At 59.4% G+C, this 18,966-nt stretch carries 15 protein-coding genes; 9 read left to right on the plus strand and 6 right to left on the minus strand.

The features are described from left to right. Window positions 1-26 precede the first annotated feature (26 nt). Window positions 27-689 carry a fructose-6-phosphate aldolase gene (fsa, locus tag ACF8PE_RS07245; protein ID WP_032617204.1) on the plus strand — a complete coding sequence of 221 codons (663 nt, stop codon included), beginning with the start codon at window positions 27-29 and terminating at the stop codon, window positions 687-689. A gap of 88 nt (window positions 690-777) precedes the next feature. Here the strand turns inward: fsa and moeB are convergent, their stop codons facing one another. Together moeB and moeA are read right to left on the minus strand one after the other, a co-directional pair. Beyond that, complete coding sequence (gene moeB / locus ACF8PE_RS07250; RefSeq protein WP_032617206.1) at window positions 778-1,530, minus strand: molybdopterin-synthase adenylyltransferase MoeB; 753 nt, start codon at window positions 1,528-1,530, stop codon at window positions 778-780. Window positions 1,531-1,532: 2 nt separating this feature from the next. Then, entirely contained in the window at window positions 1,533-2,765 is a 1,233-nt protein-coding gene (gene moeA / locus ACF8PE_RS07255) for a molybdopterin molybdotransferase MoeA (protein WP_164540043.1), read from the minus strand. A gap of 189 nt (window positions 2,766-2,954) precedes the next feature. Here moeA and iaaA point away from each other — a divergent pair, with 189 nt between their 5' ends. The 6 genes from iaaA to ACF8PE_RS07285 all read left to right on the plus strand — a co-directional run bounded on the left by iaaA (window position 2,955) and on the right by ACF8PE_RS07285 (window position 9,766). Beyond that, window positions 2,955-3,893: a beta-aspartyl-peptidase gene (iaaA, locus tag ACF8PE_RS07260; RefSeq protein ID WP_164540044.1), complete on the plus strand. Its 939-nt coding sequence runs from the start codon at window positions 2,955-2,957 to the stop codon at window positions 3,891-3,893. A 10-nt stretch (window positions 3,894-3,903) separates the two neighbouring features. Next, entirely contained in the window at window positions 3,904-5,775 is a 1,872-nt protein-coding gene (gsiA, locus tag ACF8PE_RS07265) for a glutathione ABC transporter ATP-binding protein GsiA (RefSeq protein WP_144838720.1), read from the plus strand. A gap of 35 nt (window positions 5,776-5,810) precedes the next feature. Further along, window positions 5,811-7,349 (plus strand): glutathione ABC transporter substrate-binding protein GsiB, encoded by a 1,539-nt coding sequence (gene gsiB / locus ACF8PE_RS07270; RefSeq protein WP_032617210.1) that lies wholly within the window; start codon window positions 5,811-5,813, stop codon window positions 7,347-7,349. 47 nt (window positions 7,350-7,396) lie between these two features. Next, a complete protein-coding gene (gsiC, locus tag ACF8PE_RS07275) occupies window positions 7,397-8,317 on the plus strand; it encodes a glutathione ABC transporter permease GsiC (RefSeq protein WP_191153014.1) in 921 nt (306 codons plus the stop codon). A gap of 1 nt (window position 8,318) precedes the next feature. Continuing rightward, window positions 8,319-9,230: a glutathione ABC transporter permease GsiD gene (gsiD, locus tag ACF8PE_RS07280; RefSeq protein ID WP_032617212.1), complete on the plus strand. Its 912-nt coding sequence runs from the start codon at window positions 8,319-8,321 to the stop codon at window positions 9,228-9,230. A gap of 146 nt (window positions 9,231-9,376) precedes the next feature. After that, window positions 9,377-9,766: a hypothetical protein gene (locus tag ACF8PE_RS07285; RefSeq protein WP_144838722.1), complete on the plus strand. Its 390-nt coding sequence runs from the start codon at window positions 9,377-9,379 to the stop codon at window positions 9,764-9,766. Between the two features lie 49 nt (window positions 9,767-9,815). Here the strand turns inward: ACF8PE_RS07285 and ACF8PE_RS07290 are convergent, their stop codons facing one another. The 3 genes from ACF8PE_RS07290 to ACF8PE_RS07300 form a co-directional block, all read right to left on the minus strand. Continuing rightward, the gene (locus ACF8PE_RS07290; RefSeq protein ID WP_059308435.1) at window positions 9,816-10,556 is read right to left on the minus strand and encodes a nitroreductase family protein; all 741 of its coding nucleotides are present in this window, start codon (window positions 10,554-10,556) and stop codon (window positions 9,816-9,818) included. Window positions 10,557-10,665: 109 nt separating this feature from the next. After that, the gene (locus ACF8PE_RS07295; RefSeq protein ID WP_130589125.1) at window positions 10,666-11,343 is read right to left on the minus strand and encodes a type 1 glutamine amidotransferase domain-containing protein; all 678 of its coding nucleotides are present in this window, start codon (window positions 11,341-11,343) and stop codon (window positions 10,666-10,668) included. A gap of 83 nt (window positions 11,344-11,426) precedes the next feature. After that, a complete protein-coding gene (locus ACF8PE_RS07300) occupies window positions 11,427-13,856 on the minus strand; it encodes a membrane-bound PQQ-dependent dehydrogenase, glucose/quinate/shikimate family (protein WP_392494720.1) in 2,430 nt (809 codons plus the stop codon). A gap of 191 nt (window positions 13,857-14,047) precedes the next feature. On the opposite strand from ACF8PE_RS07300, the gene ACF8PE_RS07305 reads away from it, so the two are divergent. Further along, a complete protein-coding gene (locus tag ACF8PE_RS07305; RefSeq protein ID WP_059308432.1) occupies window positions 14,048-14,485 on the plus strand; it encodes a GNAT family N-acetyltransferase in 438 nt (145 codons plus the stop codon). A gap of 141 nt (window positions 14,486-14,626) precedes the next feature. On the opposite strand, the gene ACF8PE_RS07310 is transcribed toward ACF8PE_RS07305, so the two are convergent. Next, a complete protein-coding gene (locus tag ACF8PE_RS07310; protein ID WP_392494721.1) occupies window positions 14,627-15,088 on the minus strand; it encodes a hypothetical protein in 462 nt (153 codons plus the stop codon). Window positions 15,089-16,131: 1,043 nt separating this feature from the next. Here ACF8PE_RS07310 and ACF8PE_RS07315 point away from each other — a divergent pair. Next, entirely contained in the window at window positions 16,132-18,894 is a 2,763-nt protein-coding gene (locus ACF8PE_RS07315) for a sigma 54-interacting transcriptional regulator (RefSeq protein ID WP_392494722.1), read from the plus strand. Window positions 18,895-18,966: the final 72 nt, after the last annotated feature.

Below are 18,966 nucleotides of genomic sequence, written 5' to 3' on the forward strand. Positions count from 1 at the left end.
GCATCGTCATTTTTGAGGACCCCATCATGGAACTGTATCTCGACACATCTGATGTTCTGGCTGTTAAAAAACTGGCCCGCGTGTTGCCGCTGGCAGGCGTAACCACCAACCCAAGCATTGTTGCCGCAGGTAAAACGCCGCTGGAGGTGTTACTGCCTCAGTTGCAGGAGGCGATGGGGGGTCAGGGCCGCCTGTTTGCTCAGGTCATGGCGACGACCGCAGAAGGGATGGTGGAAGATGCCCTCAAGCTGCGCGCCATCGTTGCGGATCTGGTGGTAAAAGTGCCCGTCACAGCGGAAGGGCTGGCGGCGATCAAAATGCTGAAAGCGCAAGGGGTGCCGACCCTGGGGACGGCGGTCTACAGCGCGGCGCAGGGGATGATGGCGGCGCTGGCGGGCGCGGAGTATGTCGCTCCGTATGTGAACCGCGTGGATGCGCAGGGTGGAGATGGGATCCAGACGGTGGCCGAGCTACAGCAGTTGCTGACGCTCCACGTGCCGCAGTCAAAAGTGCTGGCGGCGAGCTTCAAAACCCCGCGCCAGGCGCTGGATTGCCTGCTGGCGGGCTGTGAGTCCATTACCCTGCCGCTCGACGTGGCCCAGCAGTTAATCACCTCTCCGGCAGTGGATGCGGCGATTGCGAAGTTTGAGCAGGACTGGCAGGGGGCGTTCGGGCGGACGTCGATTTGATGGGGCGGCCTGATGCCCTCACCCCAACCCTCTCCCTCAGGGAGAGGGAGAAAACACTAAAACGGCAATCTTCAGGTTGCCGTTTGCTTTAACCTCCGCACACCTCACACCCCGGATGACGCATCAGCTTCATCTCGCGGAACTGGCAGGTCATGGCGTCGTACATCACGATTTTTCCCGCCGCGGGCGTGCCGTACCGGGTCAACACCTTAATGGCCTCCATCGCCTGCATCGACCCGATCACCCCCACCAGCGGTGCCATCACGCCTGCCTCGACGCAGGTCAGGGTGTTTTCGCCAAACAGGCGGCTCAGGCAGCGGTAGCAGGGTTCGCCTTCGGCATAGGTAAAGACACTTACCTGTCCTTCCATGCGGATCGCCGCCCCGGAGACCAGCGGGGTTTTATGGACAAAACAGCCCGCGTTAAGCTGATTACGAATAGCGACGTTATCGGTGCAATCCAGCACCAGATCGTGATGGGCAATCTGCGCCAACAGCGAAGGTTCATCCAGCAGGGCATTCAGCAGGGTGAACTGCACGTTAGGATTGATGCGCATCAGCGACGCATGGGCCGACTCCACTTTCGGCTCGCCGAGGGTGGCATCGCTGTGCAGGGTCTGGCGTTGCAGGTTAGAGAGCGACACCGTGTCGAAATCGAGCAGCGTCATGCGACCCACGCCCGCAGCAGCCAGATACTGCGTTGCGGCACAGCCTAATCCCCCGAGACCGACCACCAGCACATTTGCCGCTTTTAACGCTTCCTGACCGTCGAAATCAAAGCCGCGCAGCACAATCTGACGGTTGTAGCGCAGCATCTCCTGGTCGCTCAGTTCCACCGCCATGGTTAGCCCCCAAACAGCGCGTTAAACGGCTCAACCTCAACCCATTCACCCGCTTCCACGTTGCCGCGCTCGCGCTCGAGCACGATGAAGCAGTTACCCTGGCTGAAGGAGCTGAAAATATGCGAGCCTTGATGGCCGGTGGTGCTTACCTCCAGCTCGCCGTCGGCGTTACGCGCCAGAATGCCGCGCTGGAAGTCGAGACGTCCCGGTGATTTTTTCAGGCGGGTGGCGGTACGCACGCGCTGGCGGGCAGGCAGGGCGTGCGCCCGGTTACCGGAGAGCTTCGCCAGCAGCGGCTGCACCAGTTGGTAGAACGTGAGCGCCGCAGAGACCGGGTTCCCCGGCAGGCCGCAGAACCAGCTGTCCGGTAGCTTGCCAAAGGCGAAAGGTTTGCCCGGCTTAATGGCCAGTTTCCAGAAGCCGATCTCGCCCAGCTCATCGAGGATGGTTTTGGTGTAATCCGCTTCGCCCACCGACACGCCGCCGGAGCTGAGCACGACGTCGGCCACGCGATCCGCTTCAATAAAGGCGGCGCGCAGTTTTTCTGGATCGTCCGGGATAATCCCAAGGTTGATCACCTCGCAGCCCAGTTGCTCCAGCATCAGGTGTACCGCCAGCCGGTTGGTGTCGTAGATCTGCCCCTCGGCCAGCGGCTGGCCCGGCAGTTGCAGTTCGTCACCGGTGGAGAACAGCGCCACCCGCACCTTGCGCACCACGGCAATCTCCGCAATACCCAGCGAGGCCAGCACCGGCAGTTCAGCCGCGGTCAGCCGGGTGCCCGCCGGGAAGACGGTCGCGCCCAGGGTAATGTCCTCCCCGCTGCGACGGATATTCTGCCCCGGCTTCACGCTGGCGATGAACCGCACGCCGTCGTCGGTCTGCTCGGTCTCTTCCTGCATCACCACCGCGTCACAGCCCGCTGGCACCGGGGCACCGGTCATAATGCGGATACAGCTTCCGGCTGGCCACTCGCCCTGGAAGGGCTGACCGGCAAAGGCTTTACCCGCCACCGGCAGCGCATTGCCCGCCGCCAGATCGGCCAGCCGCACGGCATAACCGTCCATCGCCGAGTTATCAAAGCCCGGTACGTTAAGGGGCGAAACGATGTCGGTGGCGGTCACGCGGCCAAAACAGCGCAGCAGCGGCAGTGTTTCCTGGTCTGACAGCGGTGAAAGTCGATCGAGCATCTGCGCGAGTGCCGTCTCAAGCGGCATCAGTCCGGCGGTAAAATCCATGGGTCACTCCAGCAAGAGAATAACGAAGGCGGCCATTATGGCAGAAAAGTGCCCTTAACTGTATGACACCATGGGCTTAGCCTTTACATCACAGTGACGTCTTTCTATATTCAAAAATCATCTGAAGTTCCTGCAACAATAATGATATTTATAGAAAAAGCGGTAATTACGCGCGTAAAGGTGAAGTAGATGGGGAATGCAGTCATCGCAATCCACGGCGGCGCAGGGGCGATTACCCGCGCACAGCTCAGTCATGAACAGGAGAGGCGCTACATTGAGGCGCTCTCGTCGATAGTAGAAACCGGCCAGCGGATGCTGGAGGCGGGGGAGAGCGCGCTGGATGTGGTCACCGAAGCGGTACGCCTGCTGGAAGAGTGCCCGCTGTTCAACGCCGGTATCGGTTCGGTATTTACCCGCGACGAAACCCATGAGCTGGATGCCTGCGTGATGGACGGCGTTACCCTGAAAGCGGGCGCGGTGGCCGGAGTCAGCCATCTGCGCAACCCGGTGCTGGCCGCGCGTCTGGTGATGGAGCAAAGTCCGCACGTGCTGCTGGTGGGCGAGGGGGCCGAGAAATTCGCCTTCGAACACGGCATGGAAGCAGTCTCGCCAGATCTTTTTTCCACCCCCGAACGCTATCAGCAACTGCTGGCCGCGCGTGATGCGGATGAAACCCGACTTGACCATTCGGCCCCGCTGGATGAAACCACGAAAATGGGTACCGTTGGCGCGGTGGCGCTGGATAAGGCCGGAAACCTGGCCGCCGCCACCTCCACTGGCGGCATGACCAATAAACTCCCCGGTCGGGTGGGCGATAGCCCGTTGCCCGGCGCGGGCTGCTATGCCAATAACGCCAGCGTGGCGGTCTCCTGCACCGGCACCGGCGAAGTGTTTATTCGCACCCTGGCCGCCTACGACATCGCCGCGCTGATGGACTACGGCGGCTTAAGCCTCGCCGAAGCCTGCGAGCGGGTGGTAATGGAAAAACTCCCGGCGCTCGAAGGCAGCGGCGGACTGATTGCCGTCGATCGCGAGGGTAACGTGGCATTGCCCTTTAACAGCGAAGGGATGTACCGCGCCTGGGGCTATGCCGGCGATACGCCGAGCACCGGCATTTACCGTGAATAAGGGGGAAAGGGTGCCACACAGCGATGAACTTGACCGCCAGCAGGTGCTGGCGGTGCGCAACCTGAATGTCGCCTTTCCCGACGAACGGCAACCGATCCCGGCGGTAAAAAACCTCTCTTTTTCGCTGAAACGCGGCGAGACGCTGGCGATCGTCGGCGAGTCCGGCTCCGGTAAGTCGGTGACCGCCCTGTCGCTGATGCGCCTGATTGAACAGTCTGGCGGGCTGGTGGCATGCGACAGCCTGCTGCTGCGCCGCCGCAATGGCCAGGTGAGCGATCTCACCACCCTCAGTTCCTCCCAGGTGCGCAGCGTGCGTGGTGCTGACATCGCCATGATTTTTCAGGAGCCGATGACCTCGCTCAATCCGGTCTTCCCGGTAGGGGAGCAGATTGCCGAGTCGATCCGCCTGCACCAGGGGCTGAGCGGCGATGAGGCGCTGGCCGAAGCCAGACGTATGCTGGAGCAGGTGCGGATCCCGGAGGCCGACGCCATTCTGGGACGCTACCCGCATCAGCTCTCTGGCGGGATGCGCCAGCGGGTGATGATCGCCATGGCGCTCTCCTGTCGTCCGGCGGTACTGATTGCCGATGAGCCGACCACCGCGCTGGATGTCACCATTCAGGCGCAAATTCTGCAGCTGATCAAAGTGTTGCAGGACGAGATGGAGATGGGAGTGATTTTTATCACTCACGATATGGGCGTGGTGGCGGATATCGCCGACCGGGTGCTGGTGATGTACCAGGGCGAAGCGGTCGAAACCGGCACTGTAGAACAGATTTTCCATACGCCTGAGCACCCCTATACCCGGGCGCTGCTGGCCGCGGTGCCGCGACTGGGGGCAATGAACGGCAGTGATTTACCGCGCCGTTTTCCGCTGATCTCCCTCACGAATCCGGGTTTTCAGGAGGCCGAAACCGAACAGGATACGGTGGTGCCCGGTGACCCCATCTTACAGGTGCGCGACCTGGTCACCCGATTTCCGCTGCGTGGCGGCCTGTTGAACCGGGTTAAGCGGGAAGTGCATGCGGTAGAAAATGTCAGTTTTGATTTATGGCCCGGCGAGACGCTGTCGCTGGTGGGCGAGTCCGGCAGCGGCAAGTCCACCACCGGACGAGCGCTGCTGCGGCTGGTGGAGGCCCAGGAGGGCACCATCACCTTCAACGGTGAGCGCATCGACACCCTGCCAGCCGGGCAACTGCAACCCCTGCGGCGGGATATTCAGTTTATTTTTCAGGATCCTTACGCCTCCCTCGATCCCCGCCAGACGGTGGGCTATTCGATTATGGAGCCGCTGCGGGTGCATAACCTGCTGGATGGCGATGCCGCCCAGCGGCGGGTGGCGTGGCTGCTGGAGCGTGTCGGCCTGAAGCCGGAGCACGCCTGGCGCTATCCCCATGAATTTTCCGGCGGCCAGCGACAGCGAATCTGCATTGCCCGCGCGCTGGCGCTCAATCCGAAAGTGGTTATTGCCGACGAGTCGGTCTCGGCGCTGGATGTCTCCATCCGGGCGCAGATCATCAATCTGCTGCTCGATTTGCAGCGGGAGATGGGCATCGCATTTCTGTTTATTTCGCACGACATGGCGGTGGTGGAGCGCATCAGCCACCGGGTGGCGGTGATGTACCTCGGGCAGATCGTCGAGATTGGCCCGCGTCGGGCGGTGTTTGAAAACCCGCAGCACCCTTACACCCGCAAGCTGATGGCGGCGGTGCCGGTGGCCGATCCGGCCCATCGTCAGGCCCGGCGGGTGCTGCTGCAGGACGAGCTGCCGGGCAACATTCGTAAGCGGGGAGAATCCACCGAGCGCGTGGTGTTGCGGGAGGTTGGCCCCGGCCACTTCGTCGCACCGCCGCGCCAGGATAATGCCTTTAAACATCTATAAATCACGACAGCAGGGAACAACAGGAGAACACAACAATGACAAAATATGTTGCTCGCAAATGGCTGTTAGCCGCGAGCGTCACGGCAGCCCTGGCGGCCACGCCGGCCTTCGCAGCAAAAGACGTGGTGGTGGCGGTGGCCTCCAACTTCACCACCCTGGATCCGTATGACGCTAACGACACCCTGTCACAGGCGGTGGCGAAGTCGTTTTATCAGGGGCTGTTTGGTCTCGATAAAGAGATGCAGCTGAAAAACGTGCTGGCTGAGAGTTACACCGTCTCGGACGATGGGCTGGTCTACACCATTAAGCTGCGCAGCGGCGTGAAGTTCCAGGACGGCACCGACTTCAACGCTGAAGCGGTGAAGGTCAACCTCGATCGCGCCAGCAACCCGGAAAACAGCCTTAAGCGCTATAACCTGTATAAAAACATCGCCAGCACCGAGGCCGTCGATCCCACCACGGTAAAAATCACCCTGAAAGAGCCGTTCTCGGCCTTTATCAATATTCTGGCCCATCCGGCCACGGCGATGATCTCCCCCGACGCGCTGAAAAAATACGGCAAAGAGATCGGTTTCCATCCGGTCGGCACCGGGCCGTATGAGCTGGTGACCTGGAATCAGACCGACTTTGTGAAGGTGAAAAAGTTCGCCGGTTACTGGCAGCAGGGGCTGCCGAAGCTGGACACCATCACCTGGCGTCCGGTGGTGGATAACAACACCCGCGCCGCCATGTTGCAGACCGGCGAAGCGCAATTTGCCTTCCCGATCCCGTACGAGCAGGCGGCGCTGCTGGCGAAAAACAGCAAGCTGGAGCTGGTCGCCAGCCCGTCGATCATGCAGCGTTACATCAGCATGAACGTCACGCAAAAACCGTTCGATAACCCGAAAGTGCGCGAGGCGATTAACTACGCCATCAACCGTGAGGCGCTGGTGAAGGTGGCCTTTGCCGGGTATGCGACCCCGGCAACGGGCGTGGTGCCACCGTCCATTGCGTACTCCCAGCAGTATCATCCGTGGGAATATAATCCGACAAAAGCGCGTGCGCTGCTGAAAGAGGCGGGCTTCCCGAACGGTTTCAGCACCACGCTGTGGTCGTCGCACAATCACAGTACCGCCCAGAAGGTGCTGCAATTCACCCAGCAGCAGCTGGCGCAGGTAGGCATTAAGGTGCAGGTCACGGCGATGGATGCCGGGCAGCGTGCCGCCGAAGTGGAAGGCAAAGGGCAGAAAGAGAGCGGGGTGAGGATGTTCTACACCGGCTGGTCGGCCTCTACCGGCGAAGCCGACTGGGCGCTGTCGCCGCTGTTTGCCTCGCAAAACTGGCCGCCAACCCTGTTCAATACTGCGTTCTACAGCAATCCGCAGGTGGATAAAGACCTGACGGAGGCGCTGAAAACCACCCAACCGGAAGAGAAAGCGAAACTGTACAGGGATGCACAGGATACGATCTGGAAGGAGTCACCGTGGATACCGCTGGTGGTCGAAAAACTGGTCTCGGCGCATAACAAGGCGCTGACCGGCTTTTACATCATGCCGGATACCGGCTTTAGCTTTGACGACGCGGATCTGAAATAAAGCACTCATTCCCGCAGGTGTACGCCTGCGGGATGAGAGGAATGTGCATGCTGAATTATGTGATTAAACGCCTGCTGGGGCTGATCCCGACGCTGCTGATTGTGGCGGTCCTGGTCTTTTTATTCGTTCATCTGCTGCCGGGGGATCCGGCGCGGCTGATTGCCGGCCCGGAAGCCGATGCCACGGTCATCGAACTGGTGCGTAAGCAACTGGGGCTGGATCAGCCGCTCTACCGGCAGTTCTGGCACTACATTACCAGTGTCGTGCAGGGGGACTTTGGTACCTCGATGGTCTCCCGTCGTCCCGTTTCCGAGGAGATTGCCAGCCGCTTTATGCCCACCTTCTGGCTGACCCTCACCAGCATGGCCTGGGCGGTGCTGTTTGGCCTGATGGCCGGAATTGTGGCGGCCGTCTGGCGTAACCGCTGGCCGGACCGGCTGGGCATGGCGCTGGCGGTCACCGGGATCTCCTTCCCGGCCTTTGCGCTGGGGATGCTGCTGATGCAGATCTTCTCCGTCGAGCTGGGCTGGCTCCCCACCGTGGGCGCGGACAGCTGGCGGCACTACATTTTGCCTTCGCTGACCCTCGGCGCGGCGGTGGCGGCGGTGATGGCACGCTTCACCCGCGCCTCCTTCGTTGACGTGCTGAATGAAGACTATATGCGTACCGCCCGGGCAAAGGGGGTCAGCGAGAAGTGGGTGATCCTCAAGCACGGTCTGCGTAATGCGATGATTCCGGTAGTGACCATGATGGGGCTGCAGTTCGGCTTCCTGCTCGGTGGCTCAATCGTGGTGGAAAAGGTCTTCAACTGGCCGGGGTTAGGGCGTTTGCTGGTCGATTCTGTCGACATGCGCGACTACCCGGTGATCCAGGCGGAAGTGCTGCTTTTTTCGCTGGAGTTTATTCTTATCAACTTAGTGGTGGATGTGCTCTATGCCGCCATTAATCCCGCTATCAGGTACAAGTAAGATGCGACTGTTAAACTGGCGTCGGCAGGCCATGTTAAAGGCCATGCCGGGACTCAAACCGGATCAGATCCGCACCCCGTGGCATGAATTCTGGCGGCGCTTTCGTAAGCAGCCGGTGGCGATGACCGCCGGGCTGTTTGTCCTGCTGCTGATCCTGGTGGCGGTGCTGGCCCCCTGGATCGTCCCCTTTGATGCGGAAAACTACTTCGATTACGACCGTCTGAACGAAGGTCCGTCGGTGATGCACTGGTTCGGCGTGGATTCGCTTGGGCGCGATATCTTCAGCCGGGTGCTGATGGGGGCGCAGATCTCGCTCGCCGCCGGGGTCTTTGCGGTACTGATTGGCGCGGCCATCGGCACGGTGCTGGGCCTGCTGGCCGGTTATTACGAGGGCTGGTGGGATCGGATCATCATGCGCATCTGCGATGTGCTCTTTGCTTTCCCTGGCATTCTGCTGGCTATTGCGGTGGTGGCGGTGATGGGCAACGGCATGGCGAACGTGATCATCGCCGTGGCGATCTTCTCGATTCCGGCCTTCGCCCGCCTGGTGCGCGGCAATACGCTGGTGCTAAAACAGCAGACCTTTATCGAGTCGGCGCGCAGCATTGGGGCCAGCGATACCACAATCCTGTTTAACCATATTCTGCCGGGCACCGTCTCCTCTATCGTGGTCTATTTCACCATGCGTATCGGGGTGTCGATTATCTCGGCTGCCAGCCTGTCGTTTTTAGGTCTGGGCGCGCAACCGCCGACCCCGGAGTGGGGGGCGATGCTCAACGAGGCGCGGGCCGATATGGTGATTGCCCCGCATGTGGCGCTCTTCCCGAGCCTGGCGATTTTCTTTACCGTGCTGGCGTTTAATTTGTTGGGGGATGGGCTGCGCGATGCGTTGGATCCGCGAATTAAGGGATAACCTACCAATATTTGTATAGCTTATGGGAAAAGCTATTTTTATTCAGTGAGTTATAAAATGCCGCATAAAAGGGTTGCTGGAGTAAACTCTTTGTAAAAATTATAATGATTAACCGTTAAATAACGTTAAATATTGTAAGGATTACAATGAAAAAGCTTCTTTTATGCGGCATGGTTTTACTTTCTGCCTCGTGCGCCGATTTCCAGAAAAACATGAGTGACGGGATGAAAGCGGTCAATTCAGCCCTTACGCCAAAATCCTCTACCGGTGCGCAAACCACCGCGGCGGCAAATCAGCCTGGCACTATCACCAATGAACAGTGCAAAACCAGCGTGGGTAAATCCCGTGACTATTTTGAACAGATTGTTGGCTTCAAGCTGAACGAGACCAACTCCTCGGGCTATACCTCTTTCTCCGAGACCTACAACCTGCGCATTTCCGATCGTAAAGACCGTCTTGGCGGCAACTACGCTATCTGCATTATCTCAATCGATCCGCAGACCAATAAAGTCACGACCTTCTCAATGCCAACCTGATTCAGGCATGTTGCCGGGTAAGCGCAGCGCCACCCGGCAATTTTACACGTTACTTATCTACGCCGAAGCCCTGCTTAATGAGGGCCGGGAGCACGTCCGGGAAGTAAATGTGCTGGTAATAACCGCTCACGCTTTCACTCCAGGTATCACCGTCGGTACGGTTAATGGCCTGCCAGTGTTCGGTCATCTGTTGGTTATAATGCGCGATCTTCTCTTCCAGCCCTTCTGCAACGTAAGCCTCGTCATGACGGAAGGTCTCCAGCGGGAGACGCGGTTTGTGATGCGAAGGAACATCAACGTGGCCAATCACCACGCCCGCCACCGGGAAGGTGTGTTCCGGCAACTCAAGCAGCTCAATCAGTTCCTGTGGACGCAGACGAATCCCGCCAATCGGCACGATCCCCAGCCCTTCAGAGCGGGCTGCTGCCATCACGGAACCGAGGGCAATGCCCACATCGGTTGCGCCAGCCACCAGGCTCTCAATGCTCTGATGCGCAACCTGCTCTTTGCCCGCCAGCTTCATGCCGACTTCCGTTTTATACATATCCAGCACAAAAGTGATAAACACCGGGGCTTTGGCAATCCACGGCTGGCCGCCCGCGATCTGTGAAATCTGCGCGCGTTTTTCGGCATCGCGCGTCACGATGACCGACACCTGCTGGGAATGCACGGAGGTGGGGGCGCGGTACGCGGTGCTAATAATGCGTTCGAGGGTGGCGTCATCAATGGCGCGATCGGTAAAGCTGCGCTCGCTTTTATGGTCGTTAAACAGGTCAATAATCGTGTTCATAGCATCTCCGGTGTGAAGCGCAAAAGCCTACCAGCCCGGCACCGTTTTGCCTTTAACACTCTATGCGAAAATCAGAGGGGATTGCCCGACCAGCGGCCGGGCAGGGGGATTAGCGCAGCGCAGCCACTAAGGCTTTCGCCACGGCTTCGGAACTGCCCGGGTTCTGCCCGGTGATCAGCGTACCGTCTTCGACAATGAAGGAGCCCCAGTTCGGGCCTTTCTGGTAGTTAGCGCCCAGGGCAATCAGCTCATCTTCCACCAGGAACGGAACGATGTCGGTCAGTTCGACGTCGGCCTCTTCACCGTTGGTAAAACCGGTCACCTGACGGCCCTTCACCAGCGGCTCGCCAGAGGCGGCCTTCACATGGCGCAACACACCCGGCGCATGGCAGACGAAACCGATGGGTTTACCCGCGCGGTTGAAGGCTTCAATCAGCGTGATGGAGGTCTGTGACTCCGCCAGATCCCACAGCGGGCCGTGCCCGCCTGGATAGAATACGGTGTCGAAATCGTCCTGACGCACGCTGTCGAGCTTCAGGGTGTTGGCAAGTTCACGCTGTGCTGCCGGATCGGCTTTGAAGCGCTGGGTCAGTTCGGTCTGGAAATCGGCTGAATCACTTTTGGGATCCAGCGGCGGTTGACCACCGGCCGGGGAGGCCAGCACCACTTCGGCTCCCGCATCTTTGAAGATGTAATACGGGGCGGCAAACTCTTCCAGCCAGAAGCCCGTTTTCTTACCGGTATTGCCCAGGTCACTGTGAGAGGTGAGAACCATTAATACTTTCATTGTTATCTCCGCAGATGTGGTGATTTATAAAAGTAGCCTGGTTCGGCAAAGCCATCCCCGCAGGGATGGCTGTTTCAGAACAATTACGGCAGCTTATAGGCAATCACATAGTCACCGCGATCCGGCGAGTTACGCGCCCCGCCTGCGGTGATCAGCAGATACTGCTTGCCGTCCACCGGCGATTTGTAGCTGATTGGCGTACTCTGGCTTCCCACCGGCAGGCGGGCTTTCCACACCTCTTTCCCGGTCGAGGTATCGAACGCGCGCAGGTAGTAATCCTGCGTTGAAGCGATAAACACCAGACCGCCCTGGGTGGCCATTGTGCCGCCGATGGTCGGCATACCAATCGGGATCGGCAGCCCCATCTTCACGCCAAACGGACCGGTATCTTTTACCGTGCCCACCGGCACCTGCCAGGCAATTTTCTGGGTTTTCAGATCCACCGTCGTCAGCGTGCCAAACGGCGGTTTCTGACAGGGGATCTCCACCGGCGACATAAAGCGCACTTTGGCGTTGATAGCGTACGGCGTACCGGCCAGCGGCACCGGACGGCTGATGGCGGCGGCTTCGTTGCCGTCGTTTTTAGCCCCCTGAATCTCCGGGGAGGCCGGGATGAGCTGCACTTCCAGGCCCACGCGCATATCGTTGATGAACAGGTACTGGTTCACCGGGTCAATCGACAGACCGCCCCAGTTCATACCGCCTAACGAGCCGGGCAGGTTCAGCGACGGGTCATCACCCGGCGGCGTAAACAGGCCGTTGTAGCGTTTGGATTTAAACTCGATACGGCAGATCAACTGGTCGAACGGCGTCGCGCCCCACATGTCGGACTCTTTCAGCACGTCTGCGCCAATAGTCGGCATACCCACCGAGAAGGGCTGCGTCGGGGAGTAGATCTCTTTCGGGATCTGCCCCTGCGTCACCTTGCGCTCTTCCACGTCGGTCAGCGGCTTACCGGTCGCGCGATCCAGCACAAACAGCTGGCCGGATTTGGTGCCGAAGATCAGCGCCGGGGTGATTTTGCCATCCGCAGCAGGGAAGTCGGTAAAGGTCGGCTGCATCGGGACGTCAAAGTCCCAGAGGTCATTGTGAACAGTCTGATAGACCCATTTCACCTTTCCGGTGCTGGCGTCCACCGCCACCATGGCGGCACCAAACTTGCGATCCAGCGCGTTGTGCTTCACACCCCACAGATCCACCGCCGCGCTGCCGGTTGGCATATAGACAGTGTTGGATTGCGGGTCGTAAGACATGGGCGCCCACACGTTCGGGGTGGAGCGGGTAAAGGTTTCATTATCGGCAGGCGCGTTCTGGTCGTCCGGTTTACCGGGATCAAACGCCCAACGCAGCTGGCCGGTGATCACGTCAAAACCGCGCACCACGCCGCCCGGCATATCCGTCGCCACGTTATCCGCCACACGGCCGCCCACCACGACGGTCGTCCCGGCGAGCGTCGGGGCAGAGGTCGGATAGTACAGGCCGGTATCCGCGCCTTTACCCATCTGCGCGCTCAGGCTGACGCGACCATGATTGCCAAAGTCTTCGCAGAATTGACCGGTATCTGCGTCCAGGGCGATCAGTTCCGGGGTGACGCTGTTCATGATGATTCGGCGCTTACACTGGGCATCCGCAGGCAGTGAAACGGCGGCCACCGGCGAAGAGTCCGGCAGGGTTGGCTGTTGCAGCGGGGCTGTGGCATCGAAGTACGCCAGGCCGCGACAGCGCATCCACTTTTTCTGTTTCGCGTTGATTTCGGTTTTCCACAACTCCTTGCCGGTCGTCGCATCGACGGCAATCACGTTGTTATGCGGCGTACAGAGAAAGAGTTTATTGCCAATCTGCAACGGAGTTTGCTGATCTTCCGCGCCGCCACCGTTCGGGCTGACGGGAATATCGCCCGTGCGGTAGGTCCAGGCGACCTGCAGGTCTTTTACGTTATCGCGGGTGATCTGGTCCAGCGCCACAAAGCGCGATGCGCCTGGGGTGTTGCCATAGTTGGCCCAGTCTTTCTGCTCTTCACCGGGCTTAACCGGGGTGAGAGGGAGCTGTTTGCCCGATGCCGTCACCGGATCGTGCGGAACAAACATGCCCCCAACGGTGGCGGCAAAGGCAACCGCCAGCAGGGCCGCAAGTGCCCCTGCGCCTTTCCAGCACGGGAACTTACCGGCGCGGCGCAGCAGCGAGGGCAGGGAGAGCGCCACCAGAATGGCAATGCCCGCGAGGGTGAGCAGACGGGAGACCAGCGGCCAGAAGTCGAAGCCGACATCCCACAAGGCCCAGAGGGCGGTGCCCGCCAGCACCACAAAATAGAGGGCCGCGCCACTCAGGCGCTGACGCACAATCTGCACACCCGAGACGATGAGCAGGCAGCCGCTGATCAGAAAGTAGGGGCTACCCTTAACGCTGACCAGCTTCCCACCGTAGTAAGCGAAGAATATCCCCATCGCCAGAATTAAGACGCCCAGAAGCCCCAGCAATATCGCTGCGGTTCTGGATAATTTTTGAACGGACATAAATGTTCCCTGATGTTGACAACGAATGAGTGATATCACTCAAAAATGATGATTTATAATCTAAGGCGCGCGAGTGTACAACAACCAGGTAACAATATATTTACCAGAAATAGCTTTCTGAAGAGACGGGCAGACAGGAGGAGATTCCGGGTATCATACGGTTATCCCAGGCAGAACAAGGAATAACAACGATGGTTAAGGTGCGTGAGGCGAAAGCGGAAGATTACGAGGCATGGTTAAGGTTGTGGAACGGCTATCTCAGTTTTTACGGCACAGGCCTCGATGAGGCGGTAACCCTGGCAACCTGGCACCGGGTGTTGTCTGCGGATTCCAGTCTGTTTTGCCGACTGGCAGAAACCGAACAAGGGGTGGTGGGGTTCGCGATTTGTGTGCTGCATGAAGGCACCTGGGTGACCCAGCCGCTGTGCTATCTGGAGGATCTGTTTGTCGATGACGCGGCGCGCGGCAAAGGGGCGGGCAGGGCATTGATTGAGGCCATTATCAACGAGGCGCGCGAAAAGGGCTGGTCGAAAGTCTACTGGGTGACCCGGGAAGGTAATCCGGCCCGGGCGTTATACGACAAGCTGGCAGTGGTGGATGATTACGTTCGCTATAGGATTACGATTTAGTGGTTTGCATGGTCGATCCCCTCTCCATCGAAGGCTGAGGGATCCCCACAAATAATATTCGCACGGACGGATCCCCTCTCCTCTTTGGGGAGAGGGTTAGGGTGAGGGGGAACCACGCGCAGATCCCCCCGTTGACCTTCCTCAGTCAATTAACGCATCAATCGCCACGCGCCCGTCCGGCGTTAGTAACCAGCGTGGCGCGTTCAGCGTGTCGGCGTAGAAGTTCACCAGCTCATACAGTAGCCCTTCCATTACCTTTGCCATATTCCGCGGCAGTGCGTTGCTGATAAGCAGTTGCGTAAGTGTCTGACAGTACAGTCCCAACAACTCGCTTTCCGGTTCAAAGGCGGGCAAACGGGAGGGCAGATCGGTCAGGGTGAAACGCGCCACCAGGTGCGGCGGAATAGGCTCGTTAAGCGTTGGCTGCAGCAGCGCGAGACATGCAGAAAGGCGGGCGCAGAGCGCCAGTTTTTCCGCCGGATCATCAGTTTCCAGCAGAGTACAGGCGAAGCGTTCGCAATGGTTCGCCAGCTCGGTGAAATCGGTATTGTGAGAGAAGGGTACGTTAAATAATGCCTGAGCATGGGTTGGGGTAGTAGCCATAGTGGCAGCCTCCGATAAAGTTGTTAAACCCACCGTCAGAGGTTCCAATCTCATGGCGGTGGACTGAGCGAGGTTGGAACTACCGGCTTTATCGGATACCGGCGCATCTTACGATGCCCCCGCCAGCCCACCATTGAGGTGCAGCAAAGCGTACGACATAAGGCCTCTTATGTCATCGATAAAGTCAGTCAGGGTTCCAATCCCGGCGCCTGATTTTGCAGGCGCATCAGGAAGATACTGCGGGGAATTCGTGGCGACAAGCCGGGAAAATCATTCCCGGAAGGCGTCTCGCAAAAATTTTAACGTAACGAAGAACGTAGATAATAATCAAATGCTTACGGCGACTTCCTGGTCCGGGTGAAATCGCTGAGGCGTTTCCTGAAGGCCGGGGCGAGGCGGTAATCCCCTCTGGCACGTTCCCCCGGTTCCGGTGTAGCAGAGCAGCAAGGAACCTGAGGTGAACGGAACGACCACCAGAGCCGCATGTTCCCCTCACCCTAACCCTCTCCCCAGAGGGGAGAGGGGATCGACTGTGCGGAAACTATTCCTGACCCTGTTTTCAGAGGGGAGAGGGGATAGTCCGTGCGGAAACTATTCCTGACCCTGTTTTCAGAGGGGAGAGGGGATCGACCGTGCGGAAACTATTCCTGACCCTGTTTTCAGAGGGGAGAGGAGATCGTCCGTGCGGAAACTGTTTGTGGCGATCGCTTAACCCTCAGCTTTCTCGTTATCCACGCTTCAGGCATTCTGCTCACTCCCTGCTCGCTATCCACGCCTCAGGCATTCTGCGTACTCCCTGCTCGCTATCCACGCCTCAGGCATTCTGCGCACTCCCTCCTCGCTATCCACGCCTCAGGCATTCTGCTCACTCCCTGCTCGCTATCCACGCTTCAGGCATTCTGCGCACGCCCTTCTCGCTATCTCCCCCTCAGGCATTCTGTGCACTCCCCCACAAAAGCGCACATAACCCGGCGTCGTCCTCCCTTCGCCTGTGCGTTTGCGGGCATCATACCCCCCATGACACTCCAGCCGTGGGATAAGCCATGCGTAATGAAATCCTGACCTTTCTGGCCAATCAGACCGATTTTTTCGACCCCGAAAACCTGAGCGAAGTCTTCACCGCCAGTTACCTGGCAGAGCGGTTTGACCTGAAACGCAATACCGCCAGCCACTATCTGAACCAGCTGGTGGCCCAGGGGGAGCTGGTCAAAATCAATACCCGTCCGGTCTACTTCCTGCACAAAAAAGCCTTTAGCCAGCAATTTTTCGGCCTGGCCGGGAACGAATACGACAGCATCGCCCAGCTGCTGAACGACGGCGACAGCGGGCAGGCGCCGCCGGATCACTTTGCACTGCTGATCGGGCATGACGGCAGCCTCAAAAAGGCCATTGCCCAACTGAAAACGGCACTCTTCTATCCCGCTGGCGGCCTGCCGCTGCTGATCACCGGCGACAGCGGCACCGGCAAAAGCTACATGGCGAACCTGATGCACGCCTTCGCGATTTCCCAGGGGCTGCTGGCGGACGATGCCCCCTTTGTGAGCTTTAACTGCGCCCAGTACGCCAGCAACCCGGAGCTGCTGGCGGCGAACCTGTTTGGCTATGTGAAAGGCGCCTTTACCGGGGCGCAGAACGATAAACAAGGGGCATTCGAAGCCGCCGACGGCGGCATGCTGTTTCTCGATGAGGTGCATCGTCTGAACGCCGAGGGCCAGGAGAAGCTCTTTACCTGGCTCGACCGCAAGGAGATCTACCGGGTGGGGGAGACCGCTCAGGGCCGCCCCATCAGCACGCGGCTGGTCTTCGCCACCACTGAGGAGCTGCACAGCACCTTTTTAACCACCTTCCTGCGCCGCATTCCCATCCTGGTCACGCTGCCCGACCTCCAGGCACGATCCCGCCAGGAAAAAGAGGCGCTGATCCTCCAGTTCTTCTGGCGGGAGGCGAAAAAGCTGAATGTGCGCCTGAATCTGACCCCCCGCCTGCGCCAGGTGCTGCAGCACGCGCCCTATCGCGGCAACGTAGGCGAGCTGAAAAACGTGGTCAAGTATGCGGTCGCCGCCGCCTGGGCCAGGCAGCGGGGGCAGGAGACGATTGGCGTCACCCTTCAGGATCTGCCGGAGAAGGTAATGGCCGCGATCCCGACGATGGGCGAAATGCCCGTTGCAGAAGAGCCGCTGACCATCGAGCCGGAAACCAGCCTGCTGTGGCTGCTTCGCGCTCACGATCGCACCCAGGGGATGATCCATGATACCCAGTGCCAGGTGCTGGCCCTGTACGAAGAGGTGCTCAGCGGCCGCTCGGGATGGGAGGAGGTCCATCGGCGGATGGGGGAGGAGATCGAAACCCTGTTCGACAGGCTGGTGTTTCATCATCGCGACACCACCGCCTCACCGGTATTGCAGCTCACCACGCAGCAGGTGCGGGAAGCGTTTTACCGGCTGGAGCAGCAGTTCAACGTGCAGTTTAACGGCAATGGCATCTACGCCCTGAGCCACTATCTGGTGCATCGCGCGCCAGGTGCGCTGTCAGCTCTGAGCCAGGAGCGGGTCCGGTTGCTGGATGACTTCCTGGCGCAAAAATATCCCCTGCTGTACCGCTTTTGCCAGGCGATGATCGCCGCCCTGACGCAAAAGCTCGATATTGAACCCCAGCGGATCGACGCGCTGTTGCTGGTGCTCTGGCTGCATAAAGCGGGCGCGGTGAGCCAATCCCAGGTGACCCGGGCGGTGATCCTCGCCCACGGCTACGCCACCGCCAGCAGCATCGCCAATGTGGCGAACCGCCTGTTGAAACACACGGTCTTTGAATCCTTCGACATGCCGCTCGACGTCACGCCGGAGGCGATTGCCCAGCAGGTGATGCACTACATCGAAAGCAATGCTCTGGCGTCCGGGTTGATGATTCTGGTGGATATGGGGTCGCTGAACGCTATCCACAGCCACTTCCAGCGCCGCGTCTCCACGCCGGTCGCGATTGTGAACAACGTCTCCACCAGCATGGCGCTGTATGTCGGGGAGCGGATCCTCCAGGGGCATCACATCGAGGAAATCGCCCGCGAGATCGGCGCGGATTTGCCGGTGGAACACCAGCTTTTCTGGCCGCAGGCCAGTAAACCCCGGGTTATTCTCACCACCTGCATCACCGGGATTGGCGCGGCGGCCAATCTCTGTCAGCTGCTGAAGGCCAGCATCCCGGAGGCGCTGGGCATTGAGATCATCGCCTGCGACTACGAGATGCTCAGCGACGCCCAGGAACGGGCGGTGGCCTTTAACCGCTACGACATGCTGGCGATTGTTGGCACCTTCGACCCGCAGGTGCCCGGTGTGCCGTGGATCTCACTGGATTCCTTGATTGCCGGGGAGGGGACGCGGCCGCTGATGCGCATCTTTGGCGATATCGCCACGGTGGAGCAGGTGGCCGAGATCAACAATCTGCTGCTGAAGAACTTCTCCCTGCGGCGGGTGATTGAGTCGGTGACCATTCTCGATACCACCAAAGTCATCAACCAGGTGGAGCAATTTGTCTTCCGCTATGAGCATCTGGCGGGCTGCCAGGTGCCGAACGAACGCAAGGTGGCGCTCTATGTGCACATCAGCTGTCTGATTGAGCGGCTGATCCGTAACGCCTCGCCCACCACCTACGCCGGGCGACAGTGTCCTGAAAGCGAGCTGGCGCTGTTGCGGCAGGCCTTTAGTGTCATTGAGAGCAGTTATAGTGTCAAAATTCCCGTTGTCGAGCTGTGCTACATCCACAATATTCTGACCCTGGAAACGGAATTTATTCAGGCAGATCAAGACTTTTAATCCCTCCCTCTCTCCTGTCTCCCACGCGCCACTTTTTCCTGGCACGTGGGTTGCACTCTCTGTAGAGCAAAC

Source organism: Leclercia sp. GLN_9 (genome assembly GCF_043105735.1).
In the GTDB taxonomy this organism is placed as follows: Bacteria; Pseudomonadota; Gammaproteobacteria; order Enterobacterales; family Enterobacteriaceae; genus Enterobacter; species Enterobacter adecarboxylatus.